Genomic DNA, 12277 nt, shown 5'->3' on the forward strand with positions numbered 1-12277 from the left:
ATTACTCGCGCGCGGGCGTCATCCCACGCGTGACCGGCGGAGGCGGGTCCAAGAGCGTCCGGCCGGGCAGGCAAGCTCTGCGCGATCTGCAAGCGTAACGCTTCGTTAACCGCAACCGCGCAAACTTTCCTCCCATTATACTTGCAATGTTCTCGTTTCGGTCACATATTCCGGTGACCAGAACAGGACATGAACAAACACGCCCATTGCTGTGAGGATGAGGGTGTGGAATAAGGACGAAACGCATGGGTACGGCAAGCATTCTCGACATGGCAGACAAGCGCAACACCGACAAGCAGAAGGCGCTGGACTCAGCGCTGGCCCAGATCGAACGCCAGTTCGGCAAGGGCTCGATCATGAAGCTGGGCGGTGAGAATCAGATGCCCGACATCGAGGCGACCTCGACCGGCTCGCTCGGTCTCGATATCGCGCTCGGGATCGGTGGTCTGCCCAAGGGCCGGATCATCGAGGTCTACGGACCCGAAAGCTCCGGCAAGACGACCCTGACGCTTCACGTCGTGGCCGAGGAGCAGAAGAAGGGCGGCGTCTGCGCCTTCGTCGATGCAGAGCATGCGCTCGATCCGCAATATGCCAAGAAGCTCGGCGTCAATCTCGACGAGCTCCTGATTTCGCAGCCCGATACCGGTGAGCAGGCTCTCGAGATCACCGACACGCTGGTGCGCTCCGGCGCCGTCAGCCTCGTCGTGGTCGACAGCGTCGCGGCCCTGACGCCCAAATCCGAGCTCGAGGGCGACATGGGCGACAGCAGCGTCGGCGTCCATGCCCGCCTCATGAGCCAGGCGATGCGCAAGCTGACGGGCTCGATCAGCCGCTCCAGGTGCATGGTCATCTTCATCAACCAGATCAGGATGAAGATCGGCGTCATGTTCGGCTCGCCCGAGACAACGACGGGGGGCAACGCACTGAAATTCTACTCCTCCGTCAGGCTGGACATCCGCCGTATCGGCGCGATCAAGGATCGCGACGAGGTCGTCGGCAACCAGACCCGCGTCAAGGTCGTCAAGAACAAGGTCGCCCCGCCGTTCAAGCAGGTCGAGTTCGACATCATGTATGGCGAGGGCATCTCCAAGACCGGCGAGCTTCTCGATCTGGGGGTGAAGGCCGGGGTGGTCGAAAAGTCGGGCTCCTGGTTCTCCTATGGCGACGAGCGCGTGGGGCAGGGCCGTGAGAACGCGAAGACCTTCCTGAAGGAAAACCGGTCCATCGCGCTCGAGATCGAGGACAAGATCAGGGCGGCGCACGGGCTGGAATTCGAGGCTGCGTCAGAAGATGACGACACGGCGCTGCTCGACGACTGACGGCGCTCCGATTTTCGACAGTGAACGAAGGCCCGGCCGGCGCGCCGGGCCTTTTCGCGTCCGGCGCATGCCATGATCGCGGGCTCCCGGCGCGGGCCCCCGGCCCGATGATCGCGGGTCCTTCGAGCGCCGAAGGACGACGCAAAGGCGCGCGCTTCGCGGCCATGCCCCGCGGCGCGGTGGACAGCCCTTCTCGGCGCGGATAAACCCAACCGAATGCGAATGCCCAGCAAGGATCCCGCCGCGCCATGCCCAGCCTGAACGACATCCGATCGACCTTCCTCGACTTCTACGTGAAGAACGGACACCGGCAGGTTCACAGCTCGCCGCTGGTGCCGCGCAACGATCCCACCCTCATGTTCGTCAATTCGGGCATGGTGCAGTTCAAGAACCTCTTCACCGGGGTCGAGACACGCGACTACACCCGCGCCACATCCAGTCAGAAATGCGTGCGCGCCGGCGGCAAGCACAATGATCTGGACAATGTCGGCTACACCGCGCGCCACCATACCTTCTTTGAAATGCTCGGGAATTTCAGCTTTGGCGATTATTTCAAGGAAGAGGCGATCATCTACGCGTGGGATCTGATCACCAAGGAGTTCGGCATCGACAAGGACCGTCTGCTGGTCACGGTCTATCACACGGATGACGAGGCCGCGGCGATCTGGAAGCGGTATGCCGGCCTGCCCGACGAGCGGATCATCCGCATTCCCACCGATGACAATTTCTGGATGATGGGACCGACGGGTCCGTGCGGTCCATCCTCCGAGATCTTCTACGATCACGGCCCCCATATTCCCGGCGGCCCTCCGGGAAGCCCGGAGGAGGATGGCGACCGTTTCATCGAGATCTGGAACCTCGTCTTCATGCAGTTCGAACGATTCGAGGACGGCACGCAGCGCGATCTGCCGAACCAGTCGATCGACACCGGCATGGGGCTCGAGCGGATCGGGGCGCTGCTGCAAGGCAAGCACGACAATTACGACACCGACCTGATGCGCAGCCTGATCGAGGCGTCGGCCCATGCCACGAGCGCCGATCCCGACGGGCCGGGCAACGTGCATCACCGCGTGATCGCGGACCACCTGCGCTCGACCTCCTTCCTGATCGCCGACGGGGTTCTGCCGAGCAACGAGGGGCGCGGCTATGTCCTGCGCCGGATCATGCGGCGGGCGATGCGTCATGCGCATCTTCTGGGCGCGCAGGATCCGGTAATGCACCGCCTTGTGCCCGCCCTCGTGCAGCAGATGGGCCAGGCCTTCCCCGAGCTTGGCCGGGCGCAGCCGATGATCGAGGAGACGCTTCTGAGCGAGGAGACGCGCTTCAAGCAGACGCTCGATCGCGGTCTGAAGATGCTCGATGACGAGCTCGCTCAGCTCCCCGAGGGGGCCGAGCTGCCGGGCGAGACGGCCTTCAAACTCTATGACACCTATGGCTTCCCGCTCGATCTGACGCAGGATGCGCTGCGCGAAAAGGGACGCGGCGTGAACACCGAAAGCTTCACGACCGCGATGGACGCACAGAAGGCGAAGGCACGCGCCGCCTGGTCCGGCTCTGGCGAGCAGGCGGATGCGACCATCTGGTTCGACATCGCCGAGCGGCATGGCGTGACAGAATTCCTCGGATACGAGACCGGCGAGGCCGAAGGGCAGGTCCTGGCCATCATCCGGGACGGCGCGCCGACCGAAGAGGCCGGGACGGGCGACAGCGTCCAGGTGGTGACCAACCAGACGCCCTTCTATGCCGAGGCGGGTGGCCAGGTCGGCGATACCGGCAGCATCTTGACCGAGGATGGTTTGATGCACGTCACGGACACGCGCAAGGTCGCCGGCGTCTTCATCCATTTCGGCGAGATCGAGAAGGGCCGCATGATGCGTGGCAAGGGTGCGGAGCTGCGCGTCGATGCCGAGCGGCGCGCCGGCATCGAGGCGAACCATTCCGCGACCCACTTGCTGCACGAGGCGCTGCGCGAGACGCTGGGCGATCACGTGGCGCAGCGCGGATCGCTGAACGCTCCGGACCGGCTGCGGTTCGATTTTTCCCACTCCAAGGCGCTGAGCCATGACGAGTTGATGCAGGTCGAGCGCGAGGTGAACCGTTTCATTCGGCAAAACAGTGCCGTCGAGACCCGCATCATGACGCCGGACGATGCCCGCGCGATCGGCGCGCAGGCCCTGTTCGGAGAGAAATACGGCGACGAAGTACGGGTCGTGTCGATGGGCGAGGCCGAGACGGGCAAGGGCCCGGCGGGGCAGACCTGGTCGATCGAGCTGTGCGGTGGGACGCATGTGCGGCGGACGGGCGATATCGGCCTCTTCACCCTGACCGGCGACAGCGCGTCATCGGCCGGCGTGCGCCGGATCGAGGCGCTGACGGGGGCCGCCGCCTTCGACCACCTGGCCCGGCAGCAGCAGCAGCTCCAGCGCGTCGCGGGCGCCCTCAAGACACAGCCTGCCGAGGCATTCGACCGGCTCCGCGCCCTTCAGGACGAGCGCAAATCGCTCGCCGCCGAGGTGTCGCAGCTGCGCCGAGATCTCGCGATGGGCGGTGCCGGGGGCGAGGGCAATGCCGCCGCTCCGAAGCAGGTGAACGGGATCGCCTTCGCCGCGCAGGTCCTCACCGGCGTATCGGGCAAGGATCTTCCCGCGCTGATCGATGCGCACAAGCAGAAGATCGGGTCGGGCGCCGTGCTGATGATCGCCGATGCGGGCGGAAAGGCCGCCGTTGCCGCCGGTGTGACCGATGACCTGACGGATCGCATCTCGGCGGTCGACCTGGTGCGCGCCGCCGTGGCCGAGCTTGGCGGCAAGGGCGGCGGAGGCCGTGCCGACATGGCGCAGGGCGGCGGTGCGGATGCCGCGCGCGCCGATGCCGCGATCGCCGCGGCCGAGAAACTCTTGGAGGAAAACTGATGACCGCTCTGTGGATTGCCCATGTGCATGTGACCGACGAAGAGGCCTATGGCCGCTATGCCGCTCTTGCGACCCATGCGATCGCCGATCACGGGGGTACGTTCCTCGCGCGGGGCGGCCGCCACGTGCAGCTCGAGGGAAACGATCGCAAGCGCAACGTCGTCGCGCGGTTCGATTCGGTGGAACGGGCGGTGGAATGCTACCAATCCGCCGCCTATCAGGAGGCGCTCTCCCATGCCCGCGACGCCGCCGAGCGTGACCTAGTGATCGTCGAGGAGGTCGCGCCCTGAAGACCCTTGCGGAGCTCACGCGAACCCATTCCGGGGCGGGCGCGCTGAGCTGGATCGGCAGGCGGGCGCAGCGGCTCGCCCCGCCCGAGGCGGTGCCTGATGTGATGCTTCTGGAAGATGGTCTGGAAGGCGATCACGCGCGGCCCGGCAAGAGGGCGGTGACGCTGATCCAGGAAGAGCATCTCGCGGTGATCGGCGCGTTTGTCGGCACGGGTGTGATCGCGCCGCAGCGTCTGCGCCGGAACCTCGTGATCCGCGGTATCAACCTGAATGCCCTGCGCGGCCAGCAGGTCGCCATCGGCGACGCGGTGGTGGAGATCACCATTCCCTGCGCCCCCTGCAGCCGTATGGAGCGCGAGTTGGGCACCGGCGGATATAATGCCCTGCGCGGGCATGGGGGCTGGTGCGCGGCGGTGATCACCCCCGGCAGGATCACCATCGGGGATGCGGTGCGCCCCGCCTGAGCGGCGGCGCGCGTGACACCCGCCGCTGCGGCGCCCTCGGGCCCAGGGGGCGCCGAGAATGCATGTCCGGCCCCGCGCCGGGGCCGGAGTTTCGCGATCAGCTGCCCGAGCGGGACTGGCGCTTGCGCTCATGCGGGTCGAGATAGCGCTTGCGCAGGCGCACCGCGTTCGGCGTCACCTCCACCAGTTCGTCATCGTCGATATAGGCGATCGCCTGCTCGAGCGTCATGGTGACGGGCGTGGTCAGGCGCACGGCCTCGTCGGTGCCGGAGGCACGCACGTTGGTCAACTGCTTGCCCTTCAGCGGGTTGATCTCGAGATCGTTGTCGCGGCTGTGCTCCCCGAGGATCATGCCCTGGTAGACGGGCTCCTGCGAGCCGATGAAGAACTTGCCGCGATCCTCCAGCTTCCACAGCGCGTAGGCGACGGAGGTGCCGTTCTCCATCGAGATCAGGACACCTTGCCGGCGGCCGGGAATGGCGCCCTTGTGCGGCGCCCATTCGTGGAAGACGCGGTTCAGGACACCGGTGCCGCGCGTATCGGTCAGGAACTCGCCGTGATAGCCGATGAGCCCGCGCGAGGGCACATGCGCGATGATCCGGGTCTTGCCGGCGCCTGCGGGTTTCATCTCCGCCAGGTCGCCCTTGCGCGCACCGGTGATCTTCTCGATGACCGCGCCGGAATACTCGTCATCCACGTCGATGGTGACTTCCTCGATCGGCTCGTGCTGCACGCCGTCGATGTCGCGGAAGACGACCTGCGGGCGCGAGATCGACAGCTCGAAGCCCTCGCGGCGCATGTTCTCGATCAGGACGCCCATCTGCAATTCGCCCCGGCCGGCGACCTCGAAGGCCTCGCCGCCGGGCGTGTCGGTGACTTTGATTGCGACGTTCGACTCGGCCTCCTTCATCAGGCGTTCGCGGATCACGCGGCTCTGGACCTTCTTGCCGTCACGGCCCGCCAGGGGCGAGTCGTTGATCCCGAAGGTCACGGTGATGGTGGGCGGGTCGATGGGCTGCGCATCGAGCGCCTCGTCGACGGCCAGGGCGCAGATTGTATCGGCAACGGTCGCCTTGGTCATGCCGGCGATCGAGACGATGTCACCGGCGACGGCCTCCTCGATGTCCTGGGTCGCGAGACCCCGGAACGCCTGGATCCTCGTGACGCGGAACTGTTCGATCTTCTGGCCGATGCGCGAGAGGGCCTGAACCGTGGCGCCGACCTTGAGGCGGCCCGATTCGACCCGGCCCGTCAGAAGGCGTCCGACGAACGGGTCGGCGCCGAGCGTGGTGGCGAGCATCCTGAAGGGCTCATCGGCGCGCTTTTGCTGCTTGGGCTCGGGCACGTGGCGGACGACGAGGTTGAAGAGCGCCGACAGATCCTTGCGCGGCCCGTCGAGCTCGGCATCCGCCCAGCCGGAGCGCCCGGAGGCGTAGAGATGCGGGAAATCGAGCTGATCCTCGTTCGCATCGAGACTGGCGAAGAGATCGAAGACCTCGTCGAGCGCGCGGTCGGGCTCGGCATCGGGCTTGTCGACCTTGTTGAGCACCACGATGGGGCGCAGCCCGAGGGCCAGCGCCTTGGAGGTCACGAACTTGGTCTGCGGCATCGGGCCCTCGGCCGCGTCCACCAGCAGGACGACGCCATCGACCATCGACAGGATGCGCTCGACCTCGCCGCCGAAGTCGGCGTGTCCCGGCGTGTCGACGATGTTGATGCGGGTGTTCTTCCACTCGACGGAGGTAGGCTTGGCGAAGATGGTGATGCCGCGCTCGCGCTCGAGGTCGTTGCTGTCCATGGCGCGTTCGGTCGTCGCCTGGTTCTCACGGTAGGTGCCGGACTGCTTGAGCAGCTCGTCCACCAGGGTTGTTTTTCCGTGATCGACGTGAGCGATGATCGCGATGTTGCGCAGTTCCATGGGGTCAGCCTTTTTCGGGGGTTGCGCGGCGCATACCCCGGCTGGGCCGGATATGGAAGGGTAAAGCTGCCGCAGGGCCCGCGGCATCAGGGAAAGGGCACCGCCTGGCTGGCGCAGGCACGGCGCCGGATGCCCGTCTGTGCGACGCCGGCGGGCCAGCGAGCGCGAAGCAGCCGTGACTTGGGGTAGCGCTGGATGACGATGCTGGCGCGCTGGTTGCCGCTGAGCACGTGGTAGCTATCCTCGTCCTCGGCCCAGTAGAAGCCGACATGGCCCAGTGGCGAGCGCGGATGCACGTGCCAGAAGAGCATCACGGCCCCCAGCTGCGGCTCGGCGGCCTCCCCCCAATGGGTCCAGGGGCGCGCGCGGATGTAGAGGCGCGGCAGGACAATTTCCGGCAGCGCGCTGCGCAGGCAATGGCCGACGAAGAAGCCGCACCATGGCAGTCCGAGCAGCGTGGCACGGCTTCCGATCATGTGCAGAAGGCGCAGCATGCCGCGCCCGTCCGCCCGCAGCGGATCATCACGGGTGCGCAAAAGGCGCAAGGCCTCGATCATCCAGGGCGCGCCCTCGTCGGGCAGCTCGGAAATCGAGGGCATGATCGCCGGGGCGGCGCCGTCAGGATGCATCATCGCCATCCTCCTGCGATCCGCCTTCCTCGCGCTTCGCCGCGCGGCTGAGGGCGAGCGGCTCCTTGAAGGTGAGGGTGCGGTAGGGGAAGGGGATCTCGATCCCGTGATCGTCGAGCGCGCGCTTGACCGCCGCCACGACCTTGTCGCGCGAGGCGCGGATATCGACGGGGCGCGAGCCGGTCCACCATGTAACCTCGAAATTGATCGAACTGTCGGCGAATTCCTGGGCGAAGATCTGAACGTCCTTCACGTCATCGCGCACCGAATCGACACTGCGCACCGCGCGCGCGATGATCGCGCGGGCATTGTCGACATCCTCGCCATAGGCGACGCCGCAGATGATCGTGGTGCGCCGCAGGCTCTCGGCGGTGCGGATCGTGACGGGGTTCTTGAAGAACATCGCGTTCGGCGCGACGACGAGCTGTCCATCGGTCTGCCGGACATGCGTGTCGCGGATGGTGATCACCTCGACCTGGCCCTCGATGCCCTCGCATTCGATGAAATCCTCGACCTTGAAGGGCTCGCGCACCAGCAGCAGGATGCCCGCGAGGAAATTCTCGAACACGTCCTTGAAGGCAAAGCCGATCGCCACGCCGCCGACACCGAGCGCGGTGAGCGCGCGGCCGGGGGTGATGGTCGGAAAGGCGATCGTCACGGCGATGAGGATGCCGAAGAGCCACAGGCCCACCGTCACCAGCATCGTCATCACGTCGATCAGCGCGCGGCGCATCCGGGCGCGGCGCATCGCGCGCGGCAGCGTCCGTTGCAAGAGCGTGACCACGCCCCAGACCACCAGCAGGAAGACGAGGGCCGCCAGGATCTGCGGCAGGACGCGCCAGAAGCCCAGGGCGTAGCCGTGCAACTGGTCACGCATGGGCGCCGGGAAGTAGGACCAGAGCCGGCTGACGAACTCCATGGGGTCTCCTTGTCGTGGATTGCGGTCCAACGCGGGCTGGGGGGCGCGGTTCCGCCCCGCGCGCGCCGGTCAGTGCGGCGGGGTCGTCTTCGAGAAGAGCTGGATGACGATGATCCCGGCGATGATGAGCGAGATACCCACCAGTGCCGGCAGATCGAGCCTCTGGCCGAATACCGCGAAACCGATGGCGGTGATCAGGACGATCCCGAGCCCCGACCAGAGCGCGTAGACCACGCCCACGGGCATCTCGCGCAGCACCTGCGCCAGCAGCCAGAAGGACAGGCCGTAGCCGATCACCACGATGATCGAGGGGATGGGCCGGGTGAATTGCTGGCTTGCCTGGAGCGCGGTGGTGCCGATGGTCTCCGCGAGCACGGCGAGGATCAGCGCGATATGGGGATGCAACATCTGGCGCGCTTTCGGATGGGCCGTGCTGGCATGGCAAGGAGGGGCGCCCCGCCCGTTGAGCAGGCGGGGCGCGCCGGGATCAGTTCAGGGCCTTGCCGAGATTCTCGTCGACCTTCTCGAGGAACCCTTCGGTGGTGAGCCATTTCTGGTCCGGTCCGACGAGCAGCGCGAGATCCTTGGTCATGAAGCCCGACTCGACCGTATCCACGACGACCTTCTCGAGCGTTTCGGCGAAGGTCATCAGCTCGGCATTGTCGTCGAGCTTGGCTCGGTGGCGCAGGCCGCCGGTCCAGGCGAAGATCGAGGCGATCGAGTTGGTCGAGGTGCTCTCGCCCTTCTGATGCTGGCGGTAGTGGCGGGTGACGGTGCCATGCGCGGCCTCGGCCTCGACGATCTTGCCATCGGGGGTCATCAGCTGCGAGGTCATCAGGCCGAGGCTGCCGAAGCCCTGCGCCACGGTGTCCGACTGCACGTCGCCATCGTAGTTCTTGCAGGCCCAGACATAGCCGCCGGACCATTTCATCGCCGAGGCGACCATGTCGTCGATCAGGCGGTGCTCGTAGGTCAGGCCGGCCTCCTCGAACTTCGTCTTGAACTCCTCGTCGAACACCTTCTGGAAGATGATCATGAACTGGCCATCATACTGCTTAAGGATGGTGTTCTTGGTCGACAGGTAGACCGGGTAGCCGCGCTTGAGGCCATAATTGAACGAGGCGCGCGCGAAATCGACGATCGAGGCGTCGAGGTTGTACATGCCCATGTAGATGCCGGAGGAGGGGGCGTCGAAGACCTCCTCTTCCATCACGGTGCCATCCTCGCCGACGAATTTCATCGACAGCTTGCCCGGCCCGGGGAATTTCATGTCCGTCGCGCGGTACTGGTCGCCAAACGCATGGCGGCCGATGACGATCGGCTGGGTCCAGCCGGGCACGAGGCGCGGCACGTTCGAACAGATGATCGGCTCGCGGAAGACCACGCCGCCCAGGATGTTGCGGATGGTACCGTTGGGCGAGCGCCACATCTTCTTGAGACCGAATTCCTCAACCCGGCCCTCGTCGGGCGTGATGGTGGCGCATTTCACGCCGACGCCGACTTCCTTGATCTTCTCGGCCGCGTCGATGGTGATCTGATCGTCGGTCCGGTCACGCTCCTCGATACCGAGGTCGTAGTAGAGCAGGTCGATATCGAGATAGGGAAGGATCAGTTTCTTCTTGATGAAATCCCAGATGATCCGGGTCATCTCGTCGCCGTCGAGCTCGACGATCGGGTTCTCCACCTTGATCTTGGACATGGTTGCCTCCGCGCATGGTTGATTTGACGCCGTCCTAACGCAATCGCGCGCCGGGGGGAAGGTATGCCGTTGTATGCCGCAGGCGGTTTCATGCTTTCGCACGGATGCTGTGCGGAAACCGGGATCGACACCCGACAGTTGAACGCGGAAGTTATCGCGAAACCACGCCCAAGGGAGATTCACCATGACGGCACCCAAGATCACCATCCTCTTCTACAGCACTTACGGCACCAACCATGCCATTGCCGAAGCCGCGGCCGAGGCCGCGCGGGCGGCCGGCGCCGAGGTGCGTTTGCGCCGGGCGGCCGAAACGGCTCCCCGCGCGGTGGTCGAGAGCCAGGAGGCCTGGGCCGCGCAGCTCGAGAAGATGAAGGACATCCCCGAGGTGCAGGTCGATGACATGGTCTGGGCGGATGGGTATTTCCTGTCGGTGCCGACCCGTTACGGCGCGGCCCCGAGCCAGGTTCAGGCTTTCATCGACACGCTCGGCGGTGCCTGGAGCGAGGGCAAGCTGGCCAACAAGACCTTCACGGCCACCACCAGCGCCGGCAACACCCATGGCGGGCAGGAGACGACCTTGATGGCGCTCAACCGCATGGCGATCCATTGGGGGGCGATCATCGTCGCACCGGGCTATGCCGATCCGATCAAGTTCGAGGATGGCGGCAACCCCTATGGCTACTCGGCCATCGGCGGCAAGTTCGACGAGACGGGCGCGAAGTCCGTGGCCTTCCAGGCAAGGCGCCTTGTCGAGATGACGCGCCGCCTCGTCGCGGGCTGAGGAAAACCCGCGCGCCGGATGCCCTGACCGGGATCCGGCGCGCGCCGGTAGTCTGGACACGCAGACTTAGCGGCTGCTCTCGGTGAGGCGGCGGCGGACGTAATCCTCGACCGTGCCGATCATCTGCTCCATATGCGGATCCTCGAAGAAATGCCCGGCACCCTCGATCTCGTTATGGGTGACGGTGATCCCCTTCTGATCGTGCAGCTTGGAGACCAGCGCCTGCGTATCCTTGGGCGGCGCCACCCGGTCGGCCGCGCCGTTCACCACGAGGCCCGAGCTGGGGCAGGGGGCGAGGAAGCTGAAATCATACATGTTGGCGGGCGGCGAGACGGAGATGAAGCCGGTGATCTCGGGGCGCCGCATCAGGAGTTGCATCCCGATCCACGCGCCGAAGGAGAACCCGGCGACCCAGCAATGCTTGGCGTTGTTGTTCATCGACTGCAGGTAGTCGAGCGCCGAGGCCGCATCGCTGAGCTCGCCGATCCCCTGGTCATACTCGCCCTGGCTGCGTCCCACCCCGCGGAAGTTGAACCGCAGCACGGTGAAGCCCATGTTGTGGAAGACGTAATGCAGGTTGTAGACCACGCGGTTGTTCATGGTCCCGCCGAACTGCGGATGCGGGTGGAGGATGATCGCGATCGGTGCGTCCCGGTTCTTCTGGGGGTGGTACCGGCCTTCCAACCGGCCTTCGGGGCCGGGAAAAATCACCTCGGGCATGGGCGTCCTTGTGGTTGTCGTCCGGGTGTTTCCAAACTTGACGGAAAACATCGGATACTTTAGAGCAATTCTAAATTCCGGCGGCATGCCGGCCTTCAGGGCTGCCTTGCAGGTAATTGTTGTGCCGGGAGTCGTCAACTGCCGGAGGAGGGCGCCTTGAAACTCAGCACCAAGGGACGCTACGCGATGGTCGCCCTGAGCGATCTGGCGCTCCAGCCCGACGGCAAGCTCGTCTCCCTCGCCGAGTTGAGCCGGCGCCAGAAGATATCGCTCCCCTATCTCGAGCAGCTCTTCGTCAAGCTGCGGCGCAGCGATCTCGTGCTTTCGGTGCGCGGGCCCGGCGGTGGCTACAGGCTGTCGCGGCCGGCATCGGAGATCAGGGTGTCCGAGGTCCTCGGCGCCGTCGACGAGACCGTCAGCGCGATGCATACGGGCGCGGGCGCATCCGGCGGCGCCTGCGGGACCAAGGCGCAATCGCTTACCAACCGGCTCTGGGAAGGGCTCAGCGCGCATGTCTACGTCTTCTTGCACCAGACGCGGCTGTCGGACGTGATCGGGAACGAGCTGGCACCCTGTCCCGCGGTGCCCACGCTTTTCACCGTGGTCGATACCGCCGATGACGATGC

General features: G+C 65.7%; 11 protein-coding genes and 1 pseudogene. 6 read left to right on the forward strand and 6 right to left on the reverse strand.

The annotated features are described in order from the left end of the window. Positions 1 to 245 precede the first annotated feature (245 nt). The 4 genes from recA (at position 246) to PMES_RS13505 (ending at position 4985) form a co-directional block, all read left to right on the forward strand. A complete protein-coding gene (gene recA / locus PMES_RS13490) occupies positions 246 to 1319 on the forward strand; it encodes a recombinase RecA (RefSeq protein ID WP_159966246.1) in 1074 nt (357 codons plus the stop codon). A gap of 248 nt (positions 1320 to 1567) precedes the next feature. Further along, a complete protein-coding gene (alaS, locus tag PMES_RS13495) occupies positions 1568 to 4231 on the forward strand; it encodes an alanine--tRNA ligase (protein ID WP_159966247.1) in 2664 nt (887 codons plus the stop codon). After that, entirely contained in the window at positions 4231 to 4521 is a 291-nt protein-coding gene (locus tag PMES_RS13500; RefSeq protein ID WP_159966248.1) for a DUF1330 domain-containing protein, read from the forward strand. Before alaS ends, PMES_RS13500 begins: the two co-directional genes overlap by 1 nt. A 104-nt stretch (positions 4522 to 4625) precedes the next feature. Beyond that, positions 4626 to 4985 (forward strand): MOSC domain-containing protein, encoded by a 360-nt coding sequence (locus PMES_RS13505; protein WP_328809164.1) that lies wholly within the window; start codon positions 4626 to 4628, stop codon positions 4983 to 4985. A gap of 97 nt (positions 4986 to 5082) precedes the next feature. Here the strand turns inward: PMES_RS13505 and typA are convergent, their stop codons facing one another. The 5 genes from typA to PMES_RS13530 all read right to left on the reverse strand — a co-directional run bounded on the left by typA (position 5083) and on the right by PMES_RS13530 (position 10150). Continuing rightward, complete coding sequence (gene typA / locus PMES_RS13510) at positions 5083 to 6903, reverse strand: translational GTPase TypA (protein WP_159966249.1); 1821 nt, start codon at positions 6901 to 6903, stop codon at positions 5083 to 5085. Positions 6904 to 6989: 86 nt separating this feature from the next. Then, positions 6990 to 7535, reverse strand: coding sequence for a C40 family peptidase (locus tag PMES_RS13515; RefSeq protein ID WP_159966250.1), 546 nt, complete (start codon positions 7533 to 7535; stop codon positions 6990 to 6992). Further along, positions 7522 to 8451 (reverse strand): mechanosensitive ion channel family protein, encoded by a 930-nt coding sequence (locus PMES_RS13520; protein WP_438943243.1) that lies wholly within the window; start codon positions 8449 to 8451, stop codon positions 7522 to 7524. The genes PMES_RS13515 and PMES_RS13520 overlap by 14 nt, the downstream gene beginning before the upstream one ends. 69 nt (positions 8452 to 8520) lie before the next feature. Then, the gene (locus tag PMES_RS13525) at positions 8521 to 8859 is read right to left on the reverse strand and encodes a DMT family transporter (protein WP_328809163.1); all 339 of its coding nucleotides are present in this window, start codon (positions 8857 to 8859) and stop codon (positions 8521 to 8523) included. A gap of 79 nt (positions 8860 to 8938) precedes the next feature. Continuing rightward, positions 8939 to 10150 (reverse strand): NADP-dependent isocitrate dehydrogenase, encoded by a 1212-nt coding sequence (locus PMES_RS13530; RefSeq protein ID WP_159966251.1) that lies wholly within the window; start codon positions 10148 to 10150, stop codon positions 8939 to 8941. A 184-nt stretch (positions 10151 to 10334) separates the two neighbouring features. Between PMES_RS13530 and PMES_RS13535 the strand changes: the two genes are divergently transcribed. Continuing rightward, a complete protein-coding gene (locus PMES_RS13535) occupies positions 10335 to 10931 on the forward strand; it encodes a flavodoxin family protein (protein WP_159966252.1) in 597 nt (198 codons plus the stop codon). A gap of 66 nt (positions 10932 to 10997) precedes the next feature. Here the strand turns inward: PMES_RS13535 and PMES_RS13540 are convergent, their stop codons facing one another. After that, complete coding sequence (locus PMES_RS13540) at positions 10998 to 11651, reverse strand: alpha/beta hydrolase (RefSeq protein WP_159966253.1); 654 nt, start codon at positions 11649 to 11651, stop codon at positions 10998 to 11000. A gap of 156 nt (positions 11652 to 11807) precedes the next feature. Between PMES_RS13540 and iscR the strand changes: the two are divergent. Then, positions 11808 to 12260: pseudogene (gene iscR / locus PMES_RS13545) on the forward strand (Fe-S cluster assembly transcriptional regulator IscR); the annotation flags it as partial. Positions 12261 to 12277: the final 17 nt, after the last annotated feature.

The sequence above is a fragment of the Profundibacterium mesophilum KAUST100406-0324 genome (genome assembly GCF_009835145.1).
Lineage (GTDB): Bacteria > Pseudomonadota > Alphaproteobacteria > Rhodobacterales > Rhodobacteraceae > Profundibacterium > Profundibacterium mesophilum.